Here is a 25,458-nt window from a genome sequence, read left to right on the forward strand (position 1 = left end):
ATTTTCTAGGCTTTTTGCCTAATCCAAACAGAAAAGCGACCCTTGAGGGCCGCTTCTATTTGTTCTTATTTCACTTCTTGTTTATAAAATTCTTTCAAAGCATCTTTCCAAGTTGGAATAACGAATCCTGTAGCCTTAGCCTTAGCCAAGCTCATCGTTGAGTTCAGTGGGCGTTTTGCCTTAGCTGGGAATTGGCTAGAATCCACTGGTTTCACTTCAACATCCGTATCTTTGAGGATTTCAACTGCAAAGTCATACCAAGTTGTATCTTCTTTCGCATCGTTAGACAAGTGGTAATAACCATACTCCTTACGGTTTTCAGCCAAATAAGTCATGAACTCTGCAAGAGTACGTGTCCAGGTTGGACGACCATGTTGGTCATTAACGACTGTAAGTGTTTTGTGAGTCTTCGCAAGGTTTTGCATGGTGAAGACAAAGTTCTTACCGTAGTTCCCAAATACCCAAGCTGTACGGATGATATAGAAGTTGGATACATGCTTCTCAACCAATTCTTCCCCCATACGTTTGGTACGACCGTACTCTGTTTGAGGATCTGGTTGATCGTCTACTTCCCATTCTTGTCCCACTGGTTTTTTCCCATCAAAAACGTAGTCGGTTGAGATATAAACTAAGGTTGCACCATGTTTTTCAGACGCTTTTGCTACATTTCCCGTACCAGTCACGTTGATCGCATAGTCCAACTCTTTACCTTCATCTTCAGCAGCATCAACAGCTGTGTAGGCAGCACAGTGGTAGACTAGGGTTGGTTTCACTTCTGCGAATACCTCGTCTACTTTTTCTGCATTTGTGATATCCATTTCAGCCACATCAACAGCTACATATTCTTCATTTCGTTCATCCAACAAATGGCGAAGTTCTGTTCCAAGTTGCCCATTTGCTCCTGTAATTAAAATCATGTTAAATTCCTTTCAAATGCTTTTTCCCTATCATTATAGCAAAAAAAGCAGAAGTTTTCTGCTTTTTAAGATGGGAATTGCTCCTTATTTTTTGAATACTTCTGCTTAAAAATAAAGAATACCAGTATCCAAGAGATCCACTCTATCATGAAACCAAGATACTGTATAAATGTCTTGTGATAAGAAATTTTGACATGTCCAGAATTTCGAATAGATAAATAAATTTTACCATCATTTAAAACTTTTTCTGAGACAGTTGGTTTCCGATCTTTTTTATTTTCTTTTAATTCTGATTCGGTAAAAGCACGATGTTTCAACACAGGTTGAGAACCTTCTGCTCCCTTAGAATATTCTGCGCGATATCCTTTGTACCATATCATTGGTATAGAAATAGTTGTTTCTTTTTTATCATCAGGAACCTCTATATCGAATTCTAAAAGATTGTATCTCTTTTTAATAGTTGATATTTTTACATCCTTAGCTGTTTGAAATTCTGTAAATTGTGGTAAGCGTATATCTTGGTTATTGATATCAAGATTATAATATTCATCACCTACAGGATCAATATATTTTGATTTGTCCCCTCTATATACTGATTTCAGTAATTTTTCATTCTTTTTATTATCATCCCGCATCTGTTTATAGTTTTTTGAGGATGTATCAAATTGAGGGACAACATGATTGAAATAGAAAGTTAAACTCAAGATGCATAAGACAATAGAGAAAAATCCATTTCTATTTGTAACAGCAAGAAAGAATAGGAACAAGAGGGGAATGAAAAACAATAGGCGCCCTGAATACTGCATACTCCCTAAAAAAGTGTATTTCAATACGGAATTCCAAGGCAGCAGACTCGTTGCAGAAAAATATAAGATCCAACAAGTCCAAAATATGGTTTTACTTAAACTCCCTAGACGGCGATAGAATAAGATTACCATCATACTCGCATAGAATAGACCATCTCGTACAAATTGATGGATCGGCCACTCTAATGGTGTGAAAGGTTTATAAAAACCATATCGATCTGCTTGAAATGGAAAAGGAACCAAAAAAGTATCTTTCACATTGACAGGAAAATTTCTCGCTGTCCATGTGAAGAAAAATTTTTGTGATGAAACCTGTTCCAGATATTGAAAAATGTACCCTGCTGATAAACATAAGGCAAACAAGATAGAAAATACAAAAGAGATAATCTTTTCAAGTGTGATCCTTTTATAATTTAAACATAAAAATACCGCAGAAAAAATTGCTAATATGATCGTTGATAAAATATGGGTTTGAATTAAAAGCGCTACTACAATCCCTAAATAGAGAGGGTTCTTTTTGTTTAAGTAGAGCACTCGATAAATAGAATAAATAAGAATTGGGACAAGTGGTACTACCATGGTCATTCCAAAACCAAATAAGGTGTAATAACAAGGAATGGTCAAGGCCACTACTATACCAGTCGCCTTATTTTTTACTATTTTTGAAACAACAATATAACTTGTTAGGCTTGTACCAAGAGTGATCAAAAATGCAAATATAGAATAAGCAAGATTTCCATCGTTGGTCATCATATAAATAATGGCTGACGGATAAAACTGCCAATTTCCATAAAACATAGGGGAAGCATATCCCGTACCGAATGCAAATAAAAAATTCAGATTGGGGAGTAAATCCCAATGCTCAATGGACTCTGCTAAGCCGACAATGCGGGATAAATGGAAGACATAGTCATATGAGCGACTTTGAAAATTGATCAGATTGAAGGATACAATTGTAAAAATGAGCGCATAGGAAGTTAGTAATAGGTAGACCAACTTATTGCTGATTTGGTTGAAAACATCTATAAGCCGGTCAATATAACTGCGGATCCCTTTTACCATATCCAACTGATTGATCTTATCGAGGAGCCGATCCACTCCCTCGTAAAATCTGTCTATCTTTTGCTTAGCAGCAAGACTCATACTTAGGATATTCTTCATTCTTCACTTTTCTCTTTGATAACATAGATTGGACGTTTCTTGGTTTCCATGAAGATCTTACCAATATATTTCCCTAAAATCCCGATGGTCAATAATTGGAACCCTCCCAGGAAAAGAATCACTGTCATAAGAGATGGCCAACCTGAAGTAGGATCCCCAAAGACCAAGGTGCGGATTACAATCAAAATCATCATGATAAAGGCCAAAATCCAAGATAACAGTCCACCAATAAAGGCAATGTTTAATGGGGCATCCGAGAAATTGACAATCCCTTCAATCGAGTACTTAAAGAGAGACCAAAAATTCCAAGACGTCTCTCCTGCCACACGCTCTACATTTTTATATTCGAGGTATTCTGTCTCAAATCCTACCCAAGCAAAAATTCCTTTTGAGAAACGATTGTACTCCGATAATTCCATGATAGCATCAACCATAGGACGGCGCATCAAACGGAAATCACGCGCCCCGTCCACCATTTCCACTTGGCTAATATGATTGATCAATTTATAAAACATCCGCGCTAAGAAAGAGCGGATCGGCGGTTCCCCATCACGGGTTACACGTCTCGTTCCGACACAGTCTAAATCCGGCTGTTCCTCCAACTTCTGCTTCATTTCGATCAATAACTCTGGTGGGTCCTGCAAATCTACATCCATGACCGTCACATATTGACCACTAGCACGCTCAAGTCCAGCATATAGTGCGGCCTCTTTTCCGAAATTTCGAGAAAAAGAAAGGTAGTGCACATTTGAATCTGTAACATGTAGCTTTCGAAGAATGGATAGCGTACCATCTGAAGAGCCATCATTTATAAAAATATATTCAAACTTTTCTCCCATTTTCATCCGAACACGTTCCATCTCTCGATAAAACAATGGAATTGATTCTTCTTCGTTAAAACATGGGACTACAACTGATATGGTCATCTCTTACTCCTTGAATTTTTCACTTTCTATTGTAACAAAAAACTAGGGTTTCCCCTAGTAATAACTTATTTTAGCCTTTAAATTAAACTGCAGCATATAAAACAGAGATGGTTTGTAGTAATGTTAGAGATAAAATAATGAGACTGCTTTGTACTACAAAATGATCAGAGAACTTTTGTTCATCTGGAACTCTTTGCTTAAATAAACTACAAATAACTGGTAGACAAAGAGCAACAACACCCAAATAATATCGGCCTTGAACTCCTAAAACTTCAAAATTTCCAACTGGTGTCCAGGTCAGATACAAGGTCAAAGAAATTAAACCAACAATTGCAAGAGAAACCAAACTTGCTCCTACTACTGATACTTTAGGAAGTTTGATTTTCCCAATATTTGAAAAAGTAATCAAAGTATAAAGAGCATAAATTGGAATAAGGACTTCTGACATCGATAAATCTAACCAACCAAAGGTGTAGAGTTGATTCAAATGACTGACTGATAATAGCATCTCCTTCAAAATCACTGGAAGATACCAATGAGGTTTCGAAATGATACTAATCACCTGAGACTTCACATCCGCTCCATCTAGTTTAAAGTTCTCAATTCGAACTTGCTGGGTAAGAACATACCAAAAAATCGTAAATAGAAAGACTGCAGCAATCAAAGCAAGAGAAATGAGATAGTAGTTTTTACATTGCGTTTTCTTTTTCGGTATAAATAGCAATAATCCCACAAGCAAGACATAAGGAAGCTTCATTGTTACAAGGATCACGCAAAGGAAAGCATAAAGCAATAAATCCTTAATTTTAACTACTTTTTCATCATCCGTTACATCCTTCAAAAACAATCCAATAATAATGTAGGTTAAACCTAAGGCTACACTATCTTGATTATAAGAAGCAGCTAGAACCAGATTCATTGGAAACATCGCTACCATTGTCATCAACTGCTTCGCTTTCCCACTATATTTAATAGCAATGAGAGCTAAAATACAGTAAGCAATGACATTGAAAATTCGACCAAGATAATAGGAGACTCCTACACTCAAGTTCAAAAATTTTCCAATCCCAAATCCAAGAGCCTGAGGGATATAACCAATAAACCAATATGAGTTGGTTGCCCTGTAATCTGTTTCTTTCCCAAACTTCACTTGTTTGCTCGTCTGCCCTTCTTCAAACAAAGAAGATTTGGTAAATGGTTTTTTAAAATTTTTATAAACATCAAAGTAATCTTCCGTAATATGGATGTTTTTATTGCCCATATTGACGTTGCCTTCCACAATATGAATCGTTCTTGAAAGGTGAACTTGTTCATCTGGCGTATTCAAAACGGGTGTAATAAAAGCAAAGGACAGACCACCAATGAGCATCGCAAGGAAGGTCCCAACATTCTTCTTCGGTAAAAGAAAAATGAAAAAAGCCAATACAACAAATAACGCTACACCGATTTTAGGAAAATCTACTAAGCGCTTTGTATAAATCACTGTAATACAAAAGGCCAAAACTGCGAAAGCTACTAAATACTTTTTATTTCGCTCATAACTATCAACAAAATATCTCATCAGTTTCTCCTACTTATTCGAATTTTGACTCTTCACATATTGTCTCATCAACAACTTGGCCATCCATTTAGGCCAAAAGAGTTCATACATGTATAGATCTTCTTTACTACGCGTATTGTCTGCAATCGTTTTTGATGTTTCAGACTCTCCATGAATACGGTGGCACATGAGCTTGTCAGATACATAAGCAAAACGACCTTTATACTCGCTGATCTTATACCATGCATACCAATCCAAACTCACTCTCATTCCTTCATCAAAATAGAAATTCTTCAAATTTTCACGATTATAGGTGACAGCTGGACAACAAATCGGATTTCCAAAAGCCATCACACGGTTTCGCCAAAAGTGACTAGCAGGAAAAAGATTCATAGTTTTTAACATCAAGGTTTTGATCTTCAGATTTGTATTCGCAGGAATTTTATGGCCATCTTTTTCTTCAAAATAATCAGAATACCCAATCAACACATCTGGATGTTTCTCCATCTTATCCAAAACTTTCTCAGCATAGTCTGGCTCATAATAATCATCCTGATGGGCGATGGTAGCATACTTCGTCTCTACAAAAGACATAGCATTGTTCCAATCCTTACCAATCCCACCACCTTGCTTGGTGTAAAACGGAATAGCATAACGCTGACAAAGTTCTTTGATCGAATCCAGTGGTGTTGAACTGTAACAGATAATCTGTGATTGGAGAGTTTGATTCTTCAAGGATTGAATACAAGCTTCCAAGTATTCGCTCTCACCATAAGCACAAATCACCCACGTATGTTGTTGATTAATGAGCATAGTCCTTCCTTTCTATTTTTCTTGCAATAAAATAAGCAAGTAAACTTCCACTAAAATAAACAGACATCACGATGAAAAAGCTTAAAGACGCACCTAGAAGTCCCATTTTTTGTACCAAATCATTATTTGTCAATTTGGAAGCTATAAACATGAATAAATACACAGGCAATAGATACGTTTGTTTTCGAATAACCGTCATGATATCCCCAAAAACAATCCCAATAGAATACAGAATTCCAGAAAAAACAAGGATGGCTAGGGTAGTACTATGCTGGTTTAAAGGTAAACCAAAAACAAGACTTAATATCGGCGTCCCGATCAAATAAGCTAGCACAGTTAATACCAAGCCGACACCCAAAACAATGACAAACATCTTCGCAATGATGGCATCAAATTTTTTCAATTCTTTATTCTTCCATAAGATCGCTAATTGCGTTGTTAAGGGTCTAAGAATTAAAATAAAGAGACTCATAAAAAACACAGGCATAAACAAAATATTAAAGTCCCGTTGTGTCCCTGCAATAAAGTGTCCCAGTCTAATTTCAGAGTCAATCGCGATTCTAGGCTCATTGAAAATATAAGCTAGTAAAAATCCACTAATGAAGAGAGGAATACAATTCTTTAAAATAGTGATCGCATCAAATAGGTCTCTTTTGAGATTTTTTACTGAGAAATCAATTGTTTCAAATTCTTTTGATTTTACATAATCATAACAAAATACAAAGATAAAGTTTAAAACAACTAAGTAAAGCAATGATTGTGTTAATGACTTTGTAATAAGCAAAAATGCCAACAAAAGAATCGTGCTGAAAGAATACCGAATGGTCATTGATTTGCCAGCGATATCTAATCGTTCGTGACGTTGAAACAATCCTTGGAAAAGATCTGAAATTGCCTCACACATACGAAATAGAACGTATAAGCCAATAATCGCAATTTTTGAACTCTCATGTAGATCAATTCCTGAAACAAAAAGGTAAGGAAAAAAGATCGCCATCATGAGTAGGAGAGAGAGACATCTGGCAATACTGTAACTGGTAAAGGAGTGTCTAAAGAGAACATCTGTCCCTTGGTAGCTTCGAACTTGAAACATGCCTACTACTACTAGAATCGCAGCAATCCCATAGGCAAGACTAAAGGAATCTGCTTCCATTGGCGAGGTCATGCGTGTAACGATCAATGTAAATAGTACAGATGATCCAGCAAATGCCAAGTTCCCTAACAGATTCCAAAAATACACCTTCTCCGTTGAAACAGGTTGATTATTCTTCATGCTCTTTTACCTGTAATGCAATTTTCTGAGACAATTGTCGAATTTGAACGGATTGTTTTGAGGTAATCCGAGTCAAAGAGAAGTTTAAATAGACAAGTAAACAGAAGCCTAAGAAAAAGATTAGATTGCTTGGAACTTGAATTCCTAACATTTTTGACAACTGTCCAATCAAATTAGGAAACCAAATGACTGGCAACGAGAGTAAACAAAGAATAAGCCAAGAAATGACATTTCTCATTTCAACGACTTTCTTTGCAACTAGGCGTAGAATATAAACGATAAAAATAATTACAATAAGGGTTAACCAAATATTTAACATGTTATTTCTTATATCCTCCACCAATTCTAGCCAATAGCATTGCCATTGTCACTTTGATCATATAGTAAACAGACTTGCTTAATGTGATGGACGATTCTCCGTGTTCTCGTTCATTCATTAATACAGGCACTTCTGCAACGGAATAGCCTGAGGTTAAGAGGGACACAATCGTCTCTGGTTCTGGATAATCACTTGGATATTGTTTAGCAAATTCTTCAATCACCTTTCGATCAGCCACTCGCAATCCTGAGGTTGGATCTGTTACCTTTTGACCGGTTAAAATCTTAATTAATTTTTCAAAAAATGAAATTCCAATCCGTCGCGCGAAGGAGGATTGGAAACCTTGATTTTCAATGAAACGAGAGCCAATCACCATGTTCACATTCTTCTCTTGAAGGACTTGAAGCATCTTTCTGATAAATTCAGGATTATGCTGACCATCTCCATCCACTTGAACAGCATATTGATAGCCATTTTTAACTGCATATTGATAACCAGTCTGGACAGCACCACCAATTCCTAAATTAATCGGTAAATCGATAACGTTAAAGTTGTTATTGCGACAAATTTCAAGTGTATGATCTGTAGAACAATCATTGATAATGACATAATCAAATTCAGGTGTATGTTCTTCAATCATCTTGATTGTTTTTTCAATATTTCCACTCTCATTATAAGCAGGAATAATGATCAGTAATTCTGAATTTCTCAATCCTATTGTTTTCCCTTCTAAGCATATCACTTCATTATACAATAATCAGTGCATATTTTCTACTTTATACTGTCCCCTCCCCCTTTTCATGGTATAATAGAGTGAATCGATTACGGAAGGACACCTTATGTTAAAGCTGGGAATTATTGGTACGAGTTGGATTTCACATGAATTTATTACAGCTGCTCATCAGACAGGCCACTATCACTTGCATGCTGTGTATTCGAGAAAGATGAAGACAGCTCAAGAGTTTTGTGAGCCTTATGGGGCGGTCTCTTGCTACACGGATTTCATCGACTTCTTAGACAGTGAGCTGGATGTGATTTACATTGCTAGCCCCAATTCTCTTCATTTCGCTCAGGCCAAGCTTGCTATTCTGGCCAAGAAGCATGTCATCATTGAAAAACCGGCTGTGACCAAGCCTTCTGAATGGAAGGAACTGGTCAAGCTCGCTAAGGAGCACCAGGTCTATCTCTTTGAAGCTGCCAGAAATTACCAAGAAGCAGCCTTTCAAGTAGTTAAAGACTTCCTCTCTAATCAGGAAATACTGGGCGCCAACTTCACCTTTGCCAAATATTCTTCCAAATTGCCAGCCCTTCTTGCAGGTGAGATGCCCAATATTTTCTCAGATGTCTATGCAGGTGGAGCTTTGATGGATCTGGGTGTCTACTGCCTCTACTTGGCGATTGGCTTCTTTGGAGAACCGATCTCCAGTCACTACACCGCTCAGCAATTACCCAATTCGGTTGATCTCTATGGTCAAGGTGTCTTGATTTATCCAGAGTTTCAGGTTGCCATTCAGGCAGGGAAAAATATCACCAGCCATCTACCTGCTGAAATCTACACTAAGACCGGAACACTAACTCTCAATGCTGTAGCAGCCATCAACCAGGCCCGCTTCGTCAGCCATTCTGGGGAAGTCATCGACCTTCCGATCCAGCCCTACCCACACCAAATGCAAGAAGAGGCGGAAGCCTTTGCCCTTGCCATCGCTCATCAAAAGCCAGCTGCTTATCTTGAATGGTTACAAACAGCTGAGCAGGTCCATGAAACCCTCTACCAGATGCGTCAAAGCGCTGGAATACAATTTAAGGATGAAAAAGAATGAAAGAACAATTTCCACAAAGCTGGAAAGACCAGTTAGAAACACTCGGATTTGATACATTCACTAAAATTCAGGAACAGATCTTCTCCCCTATCTATGAAGGAGAAAATGTCCTCGGGATCAGTCCTACCGGTACTGGTAAGACACTCGCCTACCTCTTTCCGAGCTTGCTCAAACTCAAACCGAAGAAGGCCCAACAACTCTTGATTTTGGCTCCTAACACAGAGTTAGCAGGACAGATTTTTGATGTTACCAAACAATGGGCAGAGCCTCTCGGTCTCCAGACACAACTCTTCCTTTCAGGATCTAGTCAAAAACGGCAAATCGAACGCCTCAAAAAAGGACCCGAAATCCTGGTTGGGACGCCTGGTCGGATCTTTGAACTGATCAAGCTGAAAAAGATCAAAATGAAGAATGTGGAAACCATCATTTTAGATGAATTCGATCAATTACTGAGCGATTCTCAGTACCACTTCGTCGACAAGATCAGCCACTATGCTCCCCGCGACCACCAACATATCTACATGAGCGCCACAGCTAAGGTCGATCCAGACCAATTAGAGGAAAATACTCTTCGCATTACGGTTGATGGAGTTTCTTTGGACAATATCCAACATTTTTATATGCAAGTGGATAAGCGGGACAAGGTCGAATTGCTCCGCAAACTCGCCTACGTCGAAGATTTTCGTGGTCTGGCTTTTTTCAATAGCCTGTCTGATCTGGGTAGTGCTGAAGAAAAACTACAATACCGTGGTGTTGGGGCCGTATCGCTCGCAAGCGATGTCAATGTCAAATACCGCAAGGTCATCCTGGAACGCTTTAAAGACCATCAACTAACTCTCTTACTGGCCACCGATTTGGTCGCTCGTGGAATCGATATTGAACATCTTGAATGTGTGATTAACTACGATATCCCCCGTGACATAGAGACCTATACCCACCGTGTCGGTCGAACAGGTCGAATGGGGCGTGATGGCTATGTGATCACCTTTATCACCCACCCAGAAGAACTCAAATCCTTGAAAAAATACGCTTCTGTCCGTGAACTTGTTTTAAAAAATTCCGAACTATTTTTAAATGAATAAGAAAATCCTCTGCTAGTGAAAGAACTGCAGAGGATTTTTACGTTAATTTCCATTGTAATAGATGCGATGACTTTCAAGTTGGTAATCCAACAACTCATCCACCGTTACAAAGGTATAGCCTTGTGATTTGAGGTAGTCAAGGACGGTCGGTAGAGCGTCAATCGTGGTTTGATGGATATCATGCATGAGGATAATCGAACCCGGTTTGACTTCTTTTTTCACTTCATTGAGAATGGCCGTCGTATTATGTGTCTTCCAATCTAGACTATCCACATCCCACATGATGAAGGATTGGTCGACACCGTATTGGATGGCGTTATTGATGGCTCCATATGGAGGACGGGTAATCTTGGTTTGGACGCCTGTCGCTTTTTGAATTGCTTCTTGGGTATCCAAAATCTCTTTTTTAGCATTATCCAAGCTCAATTTTGGTAATTGAGGGTGATCCCAGGTATGGTTCCCGATTTGATGACCTTCTTTGCGGACTTGTTTAGCAATATCCGGATTCGCACTGACATTTTTTCCGACCATAAAGAAGGTAGCTTTGGCATTGTATTTCTTTAAGATAGCCAGCGCCTGAGGAGTCGTGGTTGGATCTGGTCCATCATCAAAGGTCAGAGCAATCATCTTACGGTGGCGTTCTTCTATATAGGATTCGTAAGAAGCTAGATCATCAGGAAGCAAGCGCTCTGTATCAATCACGTCATAGAATTTAGACAAAGGAACAGTGAAGGTATCATCTCCCTTAACCTTAGTTGGAAATGGAATGGTGAAATTTCCTTTTTCATATTGGAATTCCCATTGGCTCAAATCCAACTCTGAGAAGTGGGCAACCATTTGATCAATGCTTTCCTCGTCTAGCTGACGAAAGGCTAGATTTCCCCGTAATTCCTCCAAAAAGATCTGCTTGGCTCCATCTGGATCCGCAAAAACTTGGCTCAGGGTTAGAGGATTGTTCTCATCATCCAAGTAAAAGAGGGGCAACTTCACCGTCTCATCTTTGATGAATTTCCCTTTTTTGTACTGGTATTCAGCCCGTTTGATTTGGATAGGGTGATAACCAACAAAAGGCGCTTCTGCTTCTTCACTATGGTAGAAGGTCAAATGCTTTGGTTCTTTGGTTTTTTCATCGGATCCTAGACGCTGAAGGTCTTCTTGGATCTTCTCTTTAATAATCTCAACAGGCTGTCCATCCTTAGTAGGATAATAAGCCGTCACATAAGAAGTTCCTAAAATCCCTTCCTGAACTTGAACATCTTTCCCTTTTTCAGAGCTTTTCTCAAGTTGGGTAACCTTAGCAAACTGATCCTGATAGGCTTTTTGTTCACGAACCCTTTGAATCTTTTGATAGCCGATATACAAAAGACTCAATAAAAGGAGATTTGTAATGATTAATAAAATAGTTTTCGTGTGTTTGAATCTCATAACTTTATTATAGCAAATTTCTCTCGAAAAAACATTCCTTTTTTGTAAATGGTTTCATAAAAAAGAGGGCGACTGTCGTAGCCGACAGCGGCCCTTATTGTTAATCCCTCTTATTTTTCGCGAATGACTTCTACTTTATACCCATCCGGATCTACAACGAAATAGTAATTCGGTTGCGTCCCTGGAAGACCTTTTGGTTCTGTCACTTCATAGCCTTTAGCCTTGTGTTCCGCATTCAAACCTTCTAGATCAGGAGTACTCAAGGCAACGTGAGCATAGCCATCTCCGATGACATATGGACCATGATCATAATTGTAAGTCAATTCCAGCTCATAGTCATCTCCAGGCAAGGCCAAATAAACAATCGTGAACTTGTAGTCTGGAAAATCTTTCCGACGTTTTTCTTCAAAACCAAAAGCATCTTGGTAAAAAGCGATTGACTTTTCTAAGTTTTCCACACGAAGGCAAGTGTGCAACATTTTTGAACTCATAGGTTTTCCTCTTTTCTATTTTTAAAAGATTATGAACGATTTTTTTTACGACTTTCCGTCTTAATGGATAATTTCACTTCAAAGATGGTCCCTTTTGGTTTATTATCTTTGACTTGAATGGTCCCTTTAAAGGCTTCTACGATTTGCTTAGCGAGGGATAACCCCAAGCCAAATCCACCTTTTTGACGGGTTCTGGCCTTGTCGACCCGGTAAAAACGATCAAAGATCCGTTTCTTATCCTCATCTCGAATCCCTGGACCATTATCCAGCACTCTCAAAAGAAGATTTTTATCCTTCAATTGAACTTCAAACTGGATCTCACCATCTTCATCGGTATACTTCAAGGCATTGTCATAGAGAATGGTCATCAATTGCTTGAGGAGCGTTCTATCAGAACAAATGACTTTGTCCACCTGATTGTCTCCTCGGAAGATTTTGCCATTTTCTTCTGCAATGATCTCAAAATTCGAGAAGGTCTGATCGAAAAAGCTTGGTTCGATATCTTCCATCTCCGGCTTCAAGCCGTCATCTCTTCGAGCGATATTAAGAAGGTTGGTGGTCAAGAGCTTCATATTTCGAACTTCATCCAAACTGGATGCAATATTCTCACTCGATTCCATAATGGTCGCTTCAGGCTTTCTAAAAAGCGTTTCGAGGCGATTTTGCAGAACTGCTAAAGGCGTCCTCAACTCATGGGAAGCATTTTCCACGAAAGCCTTTTGCTTTTGCATACTCTCAAGAAGGGGCTTGACGCTGAGACGTGCTAAGAAGAGACTAGCGAATAAAGAGATTCCCCAGAAGCAGATCATGACAAGGGCAATTTGACTTTCGTGCTCTTCACTGGTCTGCTCTAGCTGACTGATATTGGTCATGACAACCGCATACTTGATATCACTATCACTTTCATCATCAGATAAACTCAACTCTGCCATATAGGCCCGGTAACTTTCTTTTTTCCCATAGCTATTTGTAATTTGAAGTTGGGAAACCTTGTTGAGGAGCTTTCGACCAAACGTCACGGTTTTGAAGTTTAAAAACCCATTACCGGTTGTCAAGTTTTCATATTTTTTATTGAGCAAAACAACAGTGGTATTGGATGTGACATCCCCTTTAGGTTCTGATTTATCATGATCTGGGATCATCATCTCATGATCATTATCATCTCCTTTGGTATTTGACTGTCGCTGGTCTCGATAAGCAATCGCTACAAGCGAGTAGGGATCCTGACTGAGAGTCTTGAGGTTTTCATCGACCGTTGTATAGAGACTCGAGCGCATGACCTGGATGATAATCAGGGTCATGGCTGAGAATATCAAAGTAAAGAGCCCAAAATATCGGATGAAGTAGGAAAAATCATCTTCCCCGACGGTTTTCTTAATTCTGGTTAGCATCTTTTAAGATATACCCCACACTGCGCAATGTTTGCAAGTTCTCAACGAAATCAGTACCTTTTAATTTCTTACGGATTTTTGAAACATAGACTTCAACCACTGAGATGGTTGTGTCACTATCAAAGCCCCAGAGACGATCGAAGATCTGGGTCTTTGGAAGGATGACATTTTGGTTTTGAAGGAAATAGACCAAAAGATCAAATTCCTTCCCAAGAAGTTCCACTTCTTTCCCATCCACATAAGTCGAATTGGTAGATAAATTGACCTTCAAATTGCCATAATTGAGGGTATTTTCATTGACCTTTCCTGAGCGCTTCAAGAGAGCTTGAATCCGCATCTTAAGCTCTTCTAGGTAGAAAGGCTTGGTGAGGTAATCGTCTGCCCCTAGCTCAAATCCGTGCCCTTTGTCATCCAGACTTTCTTTGGCTGTCATGATCAAAACAGGGGTTGTCACGCCTTTTTCACGCAATTCTTTCAATACATGGAAACCGTCTTTTTCAGGAAGCATGAGGTCCAGCAAAATCAAATCATAGATCCCACTTTCTGCTTCGTAGAGACCTTCTTCTCCGTCAAAGACCTGCATGACATCCGCAAAATCATCTAAAAAATCAAATACTGAATTTGACAAACCAAGGTCATCTTCGACCAATAGAATTTTAATCATCGTCGTATCCTCTTCTCTTTCGTGAGTGAGTCTTTCTAATCTATTCTTAACCATTATAACACGACTTGCCTTCATTTCCTATAGTTTAGAACCCGGTTTTATGATCAAATTCAGCCTGCCTGAGGGAGGCTAATTCTATGAGTTTGTCGTGTTTTCTTTGTTACTTTGACTATCACTCGTCTTGTTTTTATTTTTTGAATTCTTCTTATTGGACTTTTTAGAGGAACCCTGGTTCCCTTCTTGTCCGCCAGATTGGTTCATGTCATTATCTGGACCATTCCCTTGTGGGCCACCATTGCCTTCTTGTGGCATCTGACCAGGTCCGCCACCTTGTGGGCCGCCTTGACCTTGGCCACCACCTTGAGGTCCGCCATCCTGTGGGCCACCATTTTGCTGGTTTCCTTGTGAAGCATGGCCATTTTGACTATTTTGTTGCTGATTGGATCCTTGGTTCTGACCCGTTTGGACCGGTTGAGAAAATTGTTGGTTATTGGAAGATTGAGAGGCGATGACTCCGACACCAAAGCCGCTTCCAGCACCAACCAACAATCCACCAACTGCTGCCATTCCAATCCACCACTTAGGGCTTCGTTTGAGGACAACCATTTTTTCTTTGGATTCTTGCGTTTCGACTACTTGTTTTGTTTCTTTTTGATTCATCTTTTTACCTTTTATCTTTTTGTACAAGTACTTGTCTTTTAAAATTTAAAGGGAGCTCGATCCTTTAATAAGGCGATTATACTTCAGGAGTCTTAAGCCTGCCTAAATTTTTACTTAAAAAATCCTAAAACAAGCGTGGGCTATTGACAGGTTGAGCCCCTTATTGTAGAATAGTTACCATAAAATAAATACGAGGTTAACTGTTATGAAGAAAATCTTTCCCTTAGTTCTCATCTCCATTGGAGTGGCCATGATCTCCGTCCTATCTCAATTCACCGTTCCTTTTGGGCCTATTCCTTTGACCCTACAGACACTCATGATTGGGATCATCGGGACCATCTATAAACCCAGCCATGCCTTTGTCACAGTCTGCCTTTATTTACTGTTAGGTTTCTTAGGATTCCCAGTATTTGCAGGCGGTGCTGGTGGCGCTTCGCATTTCCTTGGCCCTACTGCTGGTTTCCTCCTCTTCTTCCCATTCCGAGCATGGATCACATCTCTGTTCACGAGTGCTAAATCCAGCATTGTCACTATCTTTTTGGCCAATCTCCTCAGTAGTGCTCTCCTCTTTGTGTCAGGAGCTATCGGCTTTATGCTGGTCACGCATACCGATATCCAAAAAGCATTTGCTTTGGTCGTTGCTCCCTTTATCCTTGCCGACCTCATCAAACTGATCATCATCACGATCACCAGCAAAGCTATTTTTGCCAGCCTCAAACACCACTGGTATTTCAAATAAGATACAAAGGGTACGAACATACTAAAATAAGCAACATCTGAACACAGTTGTTGCTTTTTGTTGTAGGAATATCTCTTTAATTGAACTACTTTTATAATGGATGACTGTTTCATAGAAGAACCTTCTATCTACCCTCCTTCCTTTATTTTTCCTTATAAAGAACTCTCAAGATCAGTAACTGTGTTAGCAAAATCCAGATGATCAGAATAGTGAAGTCAAAAAATGAGACGGGACCATGACTATAGACACTAGCTCGTAGGAGGTTGACAGAAGGGACAAAAGGAAGAACATGGTAGAGATGGTTTATCCAATCTGGAAGACGACTTGCTGGGTACATAATTGGCGAAAACATCAAACCGATCATAAGAATTAACTGAGACATCAACGTGACAATATTGGGAGAAAAAGTATAGGCAATGGCAAATCCAAGACTGATCATTGTAAGACAGATAAGAAATAGGATGAAAACAGCCAGAACAGATACATTTAGGCGGACAGAAAAACGAAAATAGCCCAGTATAACAGAAATGAACACTCCAGGTAAAATAGCAATCATCCACATCCAAAGATCTGCTAAGGAAATCAGAATTCGAGGTATTGGAAGGGCTCGTACATAGTCTACATGTCCTTCTGACTTCGCATTTGCTATAACAGGTGATGAGATAGTACAGCCAATAGAAATAATTCCTATCAGAACTGAACCAGAAGAGAGATAGTAGGCAGCTGTCGTATCAATTTTACCTATCACCAGTGGATAACCAAAAAGAAGTGAAATGGATAACAGAACCTGAGCTAGCGTAAAGAGTAGAAATAGATCTTTTTGACGAAGATAGTTCCAACGAAGTAAGTAAAAAAATTGAGTCATATCAGTTTGTCAACTCCTCTCTATAAAGATCTGAAATGGATATGTTTTTCTGAGTAAGTGACAGATTGAAAATATTCTTTCTATCCAATTCCTGTGTAATTTTTGGTAGCAGTCTCGTTAGCTCCTTCTCTTCTATTTCAATCTGGCAGATCGAACCATTGATAATGGTGTAATCTTGAAATAGAGCTAAGCTGTCTTTATTCCTAAACTCAAAAGATATTTGATACTGTTTTTGATAGGTTATTTGCTGAACTGGTCCTGATTTGATTAACTTCCCATGGTTAAATAAGGCATAGTTGTCAGCATATTTTTCAACTTCTAAGAGATTATGCGTCACGATAATAATGGTATGACCTTTATGCGCTAGCTTCTGTAATAATTGCCATTGTTTTTCACGACGTATTGGATCAACATCGTTCGTGGGCTCATCAAGAAGAATAATGATCGGAGATCCGATCAAAGCCATTGCAAAAGAAGTTAGACGTTTTAAACCGCCTGAGAGATCCTTTCCTTGTTTTGCCCGGTACTCCTTAATTTCCAAGTCGATTAGGAGCTGATCCATTTCCTTTTGTAAATCTAAGCTGTTTAATCCTCTCATTCTTCCAAGCATTTCTATGTTTTGTTCCACCGTCAATTTCTCAAGTGGTGCATACTGTTGCGACATATAGCTCATCATTGAGCGAGCTTGTTTACGATTCTGTACAAAAGAAATGTCTCCATAGCATACATCTCCTTTATCGGGTTTGGTAAAACCAATCATTTGATTTAAGAGGGTGGACTTACCAGCACCATTATGTCCTAAAAAGGCTGTAATTTTAGCAGCTTCTATTTCTAAGGAAATATGGTTATTAGCAAAATGTTGCTTATCGAATGATTTTGTCAAATCTTTAATAGTCAGTGTCGCAAATGTCTTCATCTTATCACTCAAAACTGAGAAGATTGTCCCAGCTTCCTTCATTTTTGATAAGATTATTGTATAATAAACATATGACTTTCCATGGTTTACGTCATGATTTACCATTTAAGTGTCATAATTAGCCAACTCAATTTGATAAGGGGGACTTATGTTAAACGTCGTTATTTGTGATGACTCAACTAGAGATGCTAGTCAGTTAGAACAGTATTTACTTTCTTACGACAAGGTTCCTGTAGAAACAAAACTATATACAAATCCACAAAAAATGCTAGAACAGTTAACAAGGGATACACATTGTGTTTTTTTGGATATTGATATGCCACAAATTACTGGAATTGACCTTGCACGTGAAATTCGTCAGTTCAATCCTTTTATCCCCATTATTTTTGTGACCAGCTATCGAGATTACATGGAACAAGTATTTGAAGTACAGACTTTTGATTACTTAGTAAAACCCATTGAACCCCAAAGGTTAAATAAGGTAGTAGATAGGATCTTGCGTTATTTAGATCTAGGACAAACCATCTTTAACTTCTCATTTGGAAAACAAAGTTACTCTATTCCTTTAAGTGACATTACCTATTTTGAAAAAGATAAGCGTTCCGTTTTTATTTACACACTAGCAGATACCTATAAGTCCTTACTGAAAACTCAAGAAATTTTAGATAAACTACCTGATTATTTTATTCAAATTCATGCTTCTTATATTGTAAATCCCAAATATATAAAAGATTTTGATGCGAAAACAGTAACTATTTTGCTAAATGGAACCGAGGAACATTCACTTCCAATTAGTCGTAAGTTCCAGTCTTCTTTTAAAGAAAAATACTATAACTATCTCAGTGAAAGGAATTTCTAATGCTAATAGGATTGCGGATCATTAGTATCTTGTTTGACTTATTTCTAGCAAGTGTTTTATTTTATGGGCCAATATCCAAAAGTAAACATTCAAAAGAGACACTTTTAGTCCTTTGTTGTTGCTTGCTTTTTCATGTAGCTCTTGTGTTTATATTTTTAGAAAGTCGCGTTTTTTTAGTCAGCAATCTCCTTCTTAGTATTTTAGAATCCTCTCTTGTAGGACTCTATTTTGGCTACTCCTTTCGTGATTCTTCCTTTTGGATATTCTTACAAACAAGCCTGACATTATTAGCCGGAGCTGTCCTCAATCAAGCTATCCAACTATTTCTTCCACTGTCAAAAGTATCGAAAAATTTAGGAATGATTAGTGGTTACCTTGCCATCAGTTTTCTTTTTTCAACTGTGATCACTCTTGTTCTTCGACAGCTATTTCGAACACATCAAAAGTTAAGCATGGCAACATCTAGAAGAAATTGGCTTTATCAATTTATCGTGCCGATTTTATCGATTATTTTTGCCTTTACTGTATCTGCTATTCAAGGGCAAGTATTTGGACCAGATTATCTTTCTGTCATTTCACTCTTGTCTCTTATTGTATTGTCGTTTTCCTCGCTGTATTTTACCTTGCATCTTTCTCAACAACAGCACGCTTATTATCAAAATAAATTGGATAAAGAACAACTTCAATTCCAATTAAGAGAAACACAACAGTCTCAAGAAGAATACCAACGATTGCAAAGTCTTCGGCATGACTTAAAAAATAAACATTTAACCCTCTTGGCACTTCTAGAAGAAAATCCTGATGAGGCTAGAGAGTATCTTCAATCATTAACCGATAGTATTTCAGGAAAACAAACCTTTTACTCCAAAAATCCAACGGTTAATTATTTACTGAATCAAAAACTGCACGATGTGGAAGATGAAATTGAATTGGATATTAACTGCTTTATCCCACAAGAACTATCTATTCAGCCAGATGTTCTAGCTGTTATTCTAGGAAATTGTTTAGATAATAGTATTTCAGCCTGTCTTCGATTGACTGATAAATCAGAGAGAACATTGTCACTAAATATACGTTATTTTCAACAAAATCTATTTATTTCGATCAACAATACCTTTAATGAACAGGAACAAGAGACTCGTAAAACACGTCAAAGAGATGGTTGGGGCTTGCGAAACGTTGATGCCCTAGTACAAGAATACCAAGGAACTATCAAACGATTCAAAGAAAATGGCCATTATAGAACGGAGATCCTCTTACCAAGTCCAGTAAACTAATGATTCTTCTCCTTTGAGGTCTTATTCAGATCATTTATAAAAAAGAGGCTGGGCAAAATCTGTCCAGCCTTTGATGTTAGATAGAAATAACAGTTTGACACATTGGTTGATTGCTCATAGCACTGCTTTGAGGTGACGCAAACAGTATTTCCTTTATCTGCAACCTCCAACACTCTCCCAGACTGTTGTATCTATGCGGGGGTGGAAAAATTGAAAAGAGAGGACTTCTTTCCCACTCCATTAGGATGTAGTTAAACTATCATTAACCAACCTAAATGATGCCCCAAAAATTAAAATAATATATTTTTTAAGTCTCAATCAAATATACACTGAAACTTTCCGCCGTGAGAAAAATGCCTGAAACACAATTGTTTCAGGCACTCGGGAGTTTTGAGAGTAAAACAGTTCGGGGAACTGTTTTAGCCTGAGCCCAAAAATTGAAAAGTGAAGGGGCTCAAAACTAAGTCATGGAACTTCAAAGAAGTTCGCTGACGTCCGTGCTTGCCTAAGGAAAGTTTCAAAGATGACGTTGTCTATATTCTAAGATGCTACAGAATGAATTCTGTAGCATCTTTTTTAAATCTATTTTGTCGCAAGGATAGCAGCTTCAACAGCTGCTTTCTCCCACTCGATAAGATCAATACGAGCAGCAATTTCTTTAATTCCCATCTTGATATTGCGGCTGATCGCCATATCATCCAATTGAGGCTCAAAGAAGGCCTTGTATTCATTTAACCGTTCACGGGTCTTGAAACAGTTAGCTGGGTAGATGACAAACTTATCAAAGCTCATATCACCACCGAGTGCTTTCTTGATCCAATCCCAGTTTTCACGCGCCCAAGTCCAAGTTCTTCCTTGGGTAAAGTCATCGTGCAAGAAGTTGTAGTACCAGCTCATAGCCAAGTCCTGTGGTTTCACCACATCCTTGTTCTTCCACTCCTTCAATAGAGCTTCCAAAGTTTCCTTATCCTTGGTATAAGAAAGTGCAGCCGCCAACTGACGTTTAAAGTTTCCATCAACTGTCTTTACATAGGTATCTAAGTATTGTTGGCTAAGCGCCTTGGTTTCCTGGTGTTTGATTTGGTTGACCAAGATTTGCAAGCGGATGGCAGCTGGAAGTTTTTCCAAATCATCGGCATGCGCTTCAAAGATAGCGCTCGCTTGAGCTTTTGCAGCTTCATCATTGGCCTTGATCATATTAGCAATCATTAGCTGACGAACTTTTTCGTCTTCTTCTGTTTCACCAGGCTTAGCTTCTAGACCCAAGCGTTCAAAGTTGTAACGGTTCAAACGTTTCAACAACTCATGGAAGGCCACTTCTGTTTCAGTTCCTTCATCCACAAAGAGACTGATTCCAGCTAATACGCTCGAAACAGCTGAAACAACCAAGTAGGAACTTTCTTCTGTTAAGTGTTCAATTACTGGCAAGAGGCTTGCATAAGAAATTTGACCACTTTCCGCTAAGAGACGGCGTTCTTGAACCACTTGCAGTTTCGAAGTGCTATCCAAGTTAGCAAGTTCAGCAAGGATGTCTTCCAACAATTCCCCACGGTAGTCACTGATATAGTGAGCTGTGTTTTCTGTATTGAAGCGAAGAGCACCGCTGTTAGCTGCTTTCAAGGCACTGTAGTTTGGAATCTTTAAGACTTCTGTATCCAAGGTATCTGGAATACCTGTCCAGTTGCTATTCAATGGAACAACCCACTTACGGCCTTTTTCTTCTCTTTCTCCGATGAAGAACTGCTCTTGACGGATGATCAAGGTATCGTTCTCCACAGAAGCTGAGACAACAGGGTATCCTGGTTGCTCCAACCAAGAATCCATAAAGGCTGCGACATCACGACCTGAAGCCTGCCCAAGAGCATCCCAAAGGTCACGACCGATGGTATTGCTGTATTGGTGTTTTTCAAAGTAGATCTTCAAGCCTTTACGGAAGGCGTCATCGCCTAACCAACGGCGAAGCATGTGCATGAGACGGCTACCCTTGGCGTAAACGATGGCTGGGTCAAAGAGGGTGTTGATCTCATCAGGGTGTTTGACTTCCACATGGACGGATTGAACGCCATCTGTAGCATCGCGTTTCAAGGCAGCAGGCACACCGGTTGTTTGGAAGTCTTCGAAGATATTCCAGCTTGGTTCGATAGCATCCAAGCTGACATATTCCATCATATTGGCAAAACTTTCATTCAACCAGAGGTCATCCCACCATTTCATGGTCACGAGGTTTCCGAACCATTGGTGAGCCAATTCGTGAGCCACCACCAAGGCTACTGTTTGACGGCTTTGGGCAGTCGAGTTTTCATCTACAAGGAGATAAACTTCACGGTAGGTTACCAAGCCCCAGTTTTCCATCGCTCCTGAAGAGAAGTCTGGAAGAGCGATATGAAGGGATTGAGGGATTGGATACTTAACGCCATAGTAGTCTTCGTAGAATTCAATAGCACGAACGGCAATATCTAATGAGAAGTCCAAATTTTCTAATGGGTGAGCTTTTGTTGAGTAGACTCCGACAAGGGTTCCATTCTTAGTCTTAGCTGTCACTCCTTGGAGGTCTCCAGCCGCAAAGGCCAAGAGGTAAGAAGACATGCGAGGAGTTGTGTCAAACTTCCAAATACCTGTTTCTTTGCGGTTTTCCACATCAATTTCAGGCATGTTTGAAAGAACGATTTCTCCTTCTTCTTGGTCAAACTTCACAGCTAAATCAAAGGTTGCTTTGGCTTCAGGCTCGTCCACACTTGGAAAAGCTTCACGCGCAAAATGGCTCTCAAACTGAGTAGAGATTACTTCCTTCTTCACACCATCTACTGTGTAGTAAGAAGGATAAATTCCTGTCATATTGTCTGTGATCTTACCAGAATAGGTCAAGGTAATCGTTACTTGTCCTGTGCCTTCCAATTCAACATAAACCGCTTCATTAGCATCATCAACCGTAAATGGGCGGGCTTGACCTGCTACTTCTACTGTTTCGATGGTCAAATCCTTTTGGTGAAGCGAGATGCGAGTCTCTTTTGCTTCTCCGTTAATGGTCACTTTCCCTGAGAAAGTTTTACTAGAGCGGTTCAAATCCAAGAATAGATCGTAGTGCTCAGGTACAAATGTATCAATAAAATGTGCAACTGCTTGCATAATTTCCTCCTTTAAATGTTTCACGCTTTTCCAATCAAAAGCCCTAATAAAACTATTTTATCACAAAGTTGGGATAAAAGAAAAGACAAGCATGACAATGCCTGTCTGATATCGAAAAGACTCCATGATCTTACATTTCGATAATTTTACCTGTCTCGAAGTAAACCACCCATTCACAGATGTTTTTTGCATAATCTCCGATACGTTCCAAGAAGTTGATCACTTGGAAATAATCCCGTCCTGTCACGATGGACTCAGGATTTTTCCGAATTTCTTCTGTTGCTAATTCTTGGATGCTATCGAAGTAACGGTTGATGACTTCGTCTCGTGTCGCAACTTCATAGGCCAAATCCACATCGCCTTTGAGGTAAACATCTAGTGTCGCTTCGACAAAATCTTTGACTTCACGGCCCATCTTGCTGATCTCTTCCTCAACAGATTGGATGCGGACTTCCCCTTTCATGCGAATCGTTGCCTTGGCAATTGATACTGCGTGGTCCCCCATCCGCTCTAAGTCGGAGACCGCTTTTAAGACAGTCATCACGATACGAAGGTCTTGTGAAACGGGCTGTTGAAGGGCAATAATCTCAAAAGATTTGCGCTCAAGCTTCACTTCGTATTCGTTGATCTCCGCATCATCTTCAATAACTTGGCGGGCCAATTCACGGTCATGGGTCACAAAAGCGCGGACCGTACGGTTGATCTGACTCAACACTTCATTTCCCATTGCATAAAACTGGTTATGCAACTTCTCTAAATCTTCTTCAAATTGAACTCGTAACATTTTATTTTCTTCCTATCCAAATTTACCGGAGACATAGTCTTCTGTTTCTTTCTTAGCTGGGTTCAAGAACATTTCATTGGTGTCATTGTACTCAATCAAATCCCCATCCAAGAAAAAGGCTGTTTTATCGGAAATCCGACTTGCTTGTTGCATGGAGCGTGTCACCAAAAGCATGGTGTAGCGGTCTTTTAGTCCATACAAGGTTTCTTCAATCTTCCCAGCTGAAATTGGGTCCAGCGCTGAAGTTGGCTCATCCAAAAGAATAATCTTTGGACTGGTCGCAAGAACCCGCGCCACACAGACCCGCTGCTGTTGACCACCGGAAAGTCCGATAGCCGAATCATGCAGGCGATCCTTGACTTCATCCCAGATGGAAGCGCGTTTCAAAGAGGTTTCAACTGCTTCATCCAAGACAGCCTTGTCCTTGACACCATTAATCATCAATCCGTAGGTCACATTATCATAAATGGACATTGGGAAAGGATTGGGCTGTTGGAAGACCATTCCGATTTCCTTACGCAATTCGACCGTATCGGTCCGTGGTCCGTAGATATTATGTCCATTGTAGAGGATGGTTCCTGTGGTAGTGACCTCATGGTTGAGGTCGCCCATACGGTTAATAGCTTTTAAAAGGGTAGATTTTCCTGATCCTGAAGGACCAATCAAGGCTGTAATCTCCTTTGGAGCAAAGTCCAAGGAGACGCTATTTAGAGCCTTCTTTTTATTGTAATAAACCGACAAGTCCTTGACTTGCAAAATTGGTTCTGTCATTCTATTTTCCTTTTTGTTGTCATTTTACTTTATCCAAAGTGACCAGATACATAATCGTTGGTCGATTGCAATTTCGCATTTTGGAAAATATTCGAAGTCTTATCGTACTCGATGAGGTTTCCAAGGTAGAAGAAACCGGTATAATCACTAGCACGGGCTGCTTGTTGCATGCTGTGGGTCACGATGACAATGGTATAATTCTTCTTCAACTCAAGCATGGTTTCTTCTAATTGAGCTGTCGCGATCGGATCAAGCGCTGAAGCAGGCTCATCCATGAGTAAGATATCTGGCTTCACAGAGATAGCCCGCGCGATACAGAGCCGTTGCTGTTGGCCACCTGAAAGTGTCAAGGCTGATTTATGAAGGTCATCCTTGACCTGATCCCACAGAGCTGCCTGTTTCAAAGAAGTTTCGACCAATTCGTCCAAGATCTTCTTGTCTTTCACCCCAGCGCGTTCATGCGGGAAGGTGATGTTTTTATAAATCGATTTGGCAAAAGGATTGGGCCGTTGGAAAACCATCCCAATATGCTTACGCATTTCATAAACATTGATATCTGGACGATTGACATCGATTCCTTCATACCAAATTTCACCCGTTACACGCGCAATATCGATGGTATCATTCATCCGGTTCAAACTACGGAGGTAGGTTGATTTCCCAGATCCTGAAGGACCGATCAAGGCTGTAATTTTATTCTTTTCAAACTGCATGTCGACGCCTTTAATGGACTCGTTCGTTCCATAATAGACATGCAAATCTTTGGTCGATAGGACCACCTTTTCTTCAGGAAAAGTAATGATGTGTCTCTCATCCCAATTGTATTTTGACAT

The 25,458-nt window shown here is 39.5% G+C and carries 24 protein-coding genes; 5 read left to right on the forward strand and 19 right to left on the reverse strand.

Translation table 11 applies throughout. The features are described from left to right. Window positions 1-65 precede the first annotated feature (65 nt). From rfbD to NFR56_RS03325, 8 genes are all read right to left on the reverse strand, one after another. Window positions 66-917: a dTDP-4-dehydrorhamnose reductase gene (gene rfbD / locus NFR56_RS03290; RefSeq protein ID WP_049490923.1), complete on the reverse strand. Its 852-nt coding sequence runs from the start codon at window positions 915-917 to the stop codon at window positions 66-68. A 65-nt stretch (window positions 918-982) separates the two neighbouring features. Further along, the gene (locus tag NFR56_RS03295) at window positions 983-2,866 is read right to left on the reverse strand and encodes a putative glycosyltransferase family protein (RefSeq protein WP_141751596.1); all 1,884 of its coding nucleotides are present in this window, start codon (window positions 2,864-2,866) and stop codon (window positions 983-985) included. 14 nt (window positions 2,867-2,880) lie between these two features. Then, window positions 2,881-3,810: a glycosyltransferase family 2 protein gene (locus NFR56_RS03300; protein ID WP_251457653.1), complete on the reverse strand. Its 930-nt coding sequence runs from the start codon at window positions 3,808-3,810 to the stop codon at window positions 2,881-2,883. Between the two features lie 82 nt (window positions 3,811-3,892). Next, window positions 3,893-5,371 carry a DUF2142 domain-containing protein gene (locus NFR56_RS03305; RefSeq protein WP_049490920.1) on the reverse strand — a complete coding sequence of 493 codons (1,479 nt, stop codon included), beginning with the start codon at window positions 5,369-5,371 and terminating at the stop codon, window positions 3,893-3,895. A 9-nt stretch (window positions 5,372-5,380) separates the two neighbouring features. Then, window positions 5,381-6,157, reverse strand: coding sequence for a glycosyltransferase family 2 protein (locus tag NFR56_RS03310; RefSeq protein WP_141751597.1), 777 nt, complete (start codon window positions 6,155-6,157; stop codon window positions 5,381-5,383). Continuing rightward, window positions 6,153-7,436 carry a lipopolysaccharide biosynthesis protein gene (locus NFR56_RS03315; protein ID WP_049490918.1) on the reverse strand — a complete coding sequence of 428 codons (1,284 nt, stop codon included), beginning with the start codon at window positions 7,434-7,436 and terminating at the stop codon, window positions 6,153-6,155. The genes NFR56_RS03310 and NFR56_RS03315 overlap by 5 nt, the downstream gene beginning before the upstream one ends. After that, window positions 7,426-7,755, reverse strand: a complete 330-nt coding sequence (locus NFR56_RS03320) for a DUF2304 domain-containing protein (protein WP_049490917.1) — start codon at window positions 7,753-7,755, stop codon at window positions 7,426-7,428. The genes NFR56_RS03315 and NFR56_RS03320 overlap by 11 nt, the downstream gene beginning before the upstream one ends. 1 nt (window position 7,756) lies before the next feature. Continuing rightward, window positions 7,757-8,467 (reverse strand): glycosyltransferase family 2 protein, encoded by a 711-nt coding sequence (locus tag NFR56_RS03325; protein WP_049490916.1) that lies wholly within the window; start codon window positions 8,465-8,467, stop codon window positions 7,757-7,759. Between the two features lie 127 nt (window positions 8,468-8,594). Between NFR56_RS03325 and NFR56_RS03330 the strand changes: the two genes are divergently transcribed. Together NFR56_RS03330 and NFR56_RS03335 are read left to right on the forward strand one after the other, a co-directional pair. Then, window positions 8,595-9,575, forward strand: a complete 981-nt coding sequence (locus tag NFR56_RS03330; RefSeq protein ID WP_049490915.1) for a Gfo/Idh/MocA family protein — start codon at window positions 8,595-8,597, stop codon at window positions 9,573-9,575. Continuing rightward, a complete protein-coding gene (locus NFR56_RS03335) occupies window positions 9,572-10,657 on the forward strand; it encodes a DEAD/DEAH box helicase (RefSeq protein WP_049490914.1) in 1,086 nt (361 codons plus the stop codon). The genes NFR56_RS03330 and NFR56_RS03335 overlap by 4 nt, the downstream gene beginning before the upstream one ends. A 42-nt stretch (window positions 10,658-10,699) precedes the next feature. On the opposite strand, the gene NFR56_RS03340 is transcribed toward NFR56_RS03335, so the two are convergent. The 5 genes from NFR56_RS03340 to NFR56_RS03360 form a co-directional block, all read right to left on the reverse strand. Then, on the reverse strand, window positions 10,700-12,082 hold the full coding sequence (locus NFR56_RS03340) for a polysaccharide deacetylase family protein (protein WP_049490913.1): 1,383 nt from the start codon (window positions 12,080-12,082) through the stop codon (window positions 10,700-10,702). A 110-nt stretch (window positions 12,083-12,192) separates the two neighbouring features. Next, window positions 12,193-12,573, reverse strand: coding sequence for a lactoylglutathione lyase (gloA, locus tag NFR56_RS03345; RefSeq protein ID WP_003006623.1), 381 nt, complete (start codon window positions 12,571-12,573; stop codon window positions 12,193-12,195). 29 nt (window positions 12,574-12,602) lie between these two features. Next, entirely contained in the window at window positions 12,603-13,964 is a 1,362-nt protein-coding gene (locus NFR56_RS03350; protein WP_070595204.1) for a sensor histidine kinase, read from the reverse strand. After that, complete coding sequence (locus tag NFR56_RS03355) at window positions 13,948-14,628, reverse strand: response regulator transcription factor (protein WP_021152983.1); 681 nt, start codon at window positions 14,626-14,628, stop codon at window positions 13,948-13,950. Before NFR56_RS03355 ends, NFR56_RS03350 begins: the two co-directional genes overlap by 17 nt. A gap of 135 nt (window positions 14,629-14,763) precedes the next feature. Further along, on the reverse strand, window positions 14,764-15,288 hold the full coding sequence (locus NFR56_RS03360) for a hypothetical protein (protein WP_251457654.1): 525 nt from the start codon (window positions 15,286-15,288) through the stop codon (window positions 14,764-14,766). 205 nt (window positions 15,289-15,493) lie between these two features. Here NFR56_RS03360 and NFR56_RS03365 point away from each other — a divergent pair, with 205 nt between their 5' ends. Continuing rightward, window positions 15,494-16,027, forward strand: a complete 534-nt coding sequence (locus tag NFR56_RS03365) for a biotin transporter BioY (protein ID WP_195529096.1) — start codon at window positions 15,494-15,496, stop codon at window positions 16,025-16,027. A gap of 142 nt (window positions 16,028-16,169) precedes the next feature. Here NFR56_RS03365 and NFR56_RS03370 read toward each other — a convergent pair whose 3' ends face one another. Further along, entirely contained in the window at window positions 16,170-16,892 is a 723-nt protein-coding gene (locus tag NFR56_RS03370) for an ABC transporter permease (protein ID WP_061455454.1), read from the reverse strand. 1 nt (window position 16,893) lies between these two features. Continuing rightward, entirely contained in the window at window positions 16,894-17,850 is a 957-nt protein-coding gene (locus NFR56_RS03375) for an ABC transporter ATP-binding protein (RefSeq protein ID WP_061455590.1), read from the reverse strand. Between the two features lie 106 nt (window positions 17,851-17,956). Here NFR56_RS03375 and NFR56_RS03380 point away from each other — a divergent pair, with 106 nt between their 5' ends. Both NFR56_RS03380 and NFR56_RS03385 read left to right on the forward strand, forming a co-directional pair. Further along, window positions 17,957-18,667: a LytR/AlgR family response regulator transcription factor gene (locus tag NFR56_RS03380; protein WP_014713137.1), complete on the forward strand. Its 711-nt coding sequence runs from the start codon at window positions 17,957-17,959 to the stop codon at window positions 18,665-18,667. Beyond that, window positions 18,667-19,944: a sensor histidine kinase gene (locus tag NFR56_RS03385; protein WP_251457659.1), complete on the forward strand. Its 1,278-nt coding sequence runs from the start codon at window positions 18,667-18,669 to the stop codon at window positions 19,942-19,944. Before NFR56_RS03380 ends, NFR56_RS03385 begins: the two co-directional genes overlap by 1 nt. Before the next feature lie 582 nt (window positions 19,945-20,526). Here NFR56_RS03385 and NFR56_RS03390 read toward each other — a convergent pair. From NFR56_RS03390 to pstB (NFR56_RS03405), 4 genes are all read right to left on the reverse strand, one after another. Then, window positions 20,527-23,070 (reverse strand): M1 family metallopeptidase, encoded by a 2,544-nt coding sequence (locus NFR56_RS03390; RefSeq protein WP_251457661.1) that lies wholly within the window; start codon window positions 23,068-23,070, stop codon window positions 20,527-20,529. 130 nt (window positions 23,071-23,200) lie between these two features. Further along, window positions 23,201-23,854, reverse strand: coding sequence for a phosphate signaling complex protein PhoU (phoU, locus tag NFR56_RS03395; protein ID WP_251457663.1), 654 nt, complete (start codon window positions 23,852-23,854; stop codon window positions 23,201-23,203). A gap of 12 nt (window positions 23,855-23,866) precedes the next feature. Further along, entirely contained in the window at window positions 23,867-24,625 is a 759-nt protein-coding gene (pstB, locus tag NFR56_RS03400) for a phosphate ABC transporter ATP-binding protein PstB (RefSeq protein WP_003003393.1), read from the reverse strand. A 29-nt stretch (window positions 24,626-24,654) separates the two neighbouring features. After that, entirely contained in the window at window positions 24,655-25,458 is an 804-nt protein-coding gene (gene pstB, locus NFR56_RS03405) for a phosphate ABC transporter ATP-binding protein PstB (RefSeq protein WP_003011874.1), read from the reverse strand.

The organism is Streptococcus caecimuris (assembly GCF_943193075.1).
Lineage (GTDB): Bacteria > Bacillota > Bacilli > Lactobacillales > Streptococcaceae > Streptococcus > Streptococcus caecimuris.

Bases quoted from the DNA above. Each gene is read 5' to 3' on its own strand.
- rfbD (WP_049490923.1), bottom strand. From the start codon at position 917: ATGATTTTAATTACAGGAGCAAATGGGCAACTTGGAACAGAACTTCGC.
- NFR56_RS03295 (WP_141751596.1), bottom strand. From the start codon at position 2,866: ATGAGTCTTGCTGCTAAGCAAAAGATAGACAGATTTTACGAGGGAGTG.
- NFR56_RS03300 (WP_251457653.1), bottom strand. From the start codon at position 3,810: ATGACCATATCAGTTGTAGTCCCATGTTTTAACGAAGAAGAATCAATT.
- NFR56_RS03305 (WP_049490920.1), bottom strand. From the start codon at position 5,371: ATGAGATATTTTGTTGATAGTTATGAGCGAAATAAAAAGTATTTAGTA.
- NFR56_RS03315 (WP_049490918.1), bottom strand. From the start codon at position 7,436: ATGAAGAATAATCAACCTGTTTCAACGGAGAAGGTGTATTTTTGGAAT.
- NFR56_RS03320 (WP_049490917.1), bottom strand. From the start codon at position 7,755: ATGTTAAATATTTGGTTAACCCTTATTGTAATTATTTTTATCGTTTAT.
- NFR56_RS03330 (WP_049490915.1), top strand. From the start codon at position 8,595: ATGTTAAAGCTGGGAATTATTGGTACGAGTTGGATTTCACATGAATTT.
- NFR56_RS03335 (WP_049490914.1), top strand. From the start codon at position 9,572: ATGAAAGAACAATTTCCACAAAGCTGGAAAGACCAGTTAGAAACACTC.
- NFR56_RS03340 (WP_049490913.1), bottom strand. From the start codon at position 12,082: ATGAGATTCAAACACACGAAAACTATTTTATTAATCATTACAAATCTC.
- gloA (WP_003006623.1), bottom strand. From the start codon at position 12,573: ATGAGTTCAAAAATGTTGCACACTTGCCTTCGTGTGGAAAACTTAGAA.
- NFR56_RS03350 (WP_070595204.1), bottom strand. From the start codon at position 13,964: ATGCTAACCAGAATTAAGAAAACCGTCGGGGAAGATGATTTTTCCTAC.
- NFR56_RS03355 (WP_021152983.1), bottom strand. From the start codon at position 14,628: ATGATTAAAATTCTATTGGTCGAAGATGACCTTGGTTTGTCAAATTCA.
- NFR56_RS03360 (WP_251457654.1), bottom strand. From the start codon at position 15,288: ATGAATCAAAAAGAAACAAAACAAGTAGTCGAAACGCAAGAATCCAAA.
- NFR56_RS03365 (WP_195529096.1), top strand. From the start codon at position 15,494: ATGAAGAAAATCTTTCCCTTAGTTCTCATCTCCATTGGAGTGGCCATG.
- NFR56_RS03370 (WP_061455454.1), bottom strand. From the start codon at position 16,892: ATGACTCAATTTTTTTACTTACTTCGTTGGAACTATCTTCGTCAAAAA.
- NFR56_RS03375 (WP_061455590.1), bottom strand. From the start codon at position 17,850: ATGAAGGAAGCTGGGACAATCTTCTCAGTTTTGAGTGATAAGATGAAG.
- NFR56_RS03380 (WP_014713137.1), top strand. From the start codon at position 17,957: ATGTTAAACGTCGTTATTTGTGATGACTCAACTAGAGATGCTAGTCAG.
- NFR56_RS03385 (WP_251457659.1), top strand. From the start codon at position 18,667: ATGCTAATAGGATTGCGGATCATTAGTATCTTGTTTGACTTATTTCTA.
- NFR56_RS03390 (WP_251457661.1), bottom strand. From the start codon at position 23,070: ATGCAAGCAGTTGCACATTTTATTGATACATTTGTACCTGAGCACTAC.
- phoU (WP_251457663.1), bottom strand. From the start codon at position 23,854: ATGTTACGAGTTCAATTTGAAGAAGATTTAGAGAAGTTGCATAACCAG.
- pstB (WP_003003393.1), bottom strand. From the start codon at position 24,625: ATGACAGAACCAATTTTGCAAGTCAAGGACTTGTCGGTTTATTACAAT.
- pstB (WP_003011874.1), bottom strand. From the start codon at position 25,458: ATGTCAAAATACAATTGGGATGAGAGACACATCATTACTTTTCCTGAA.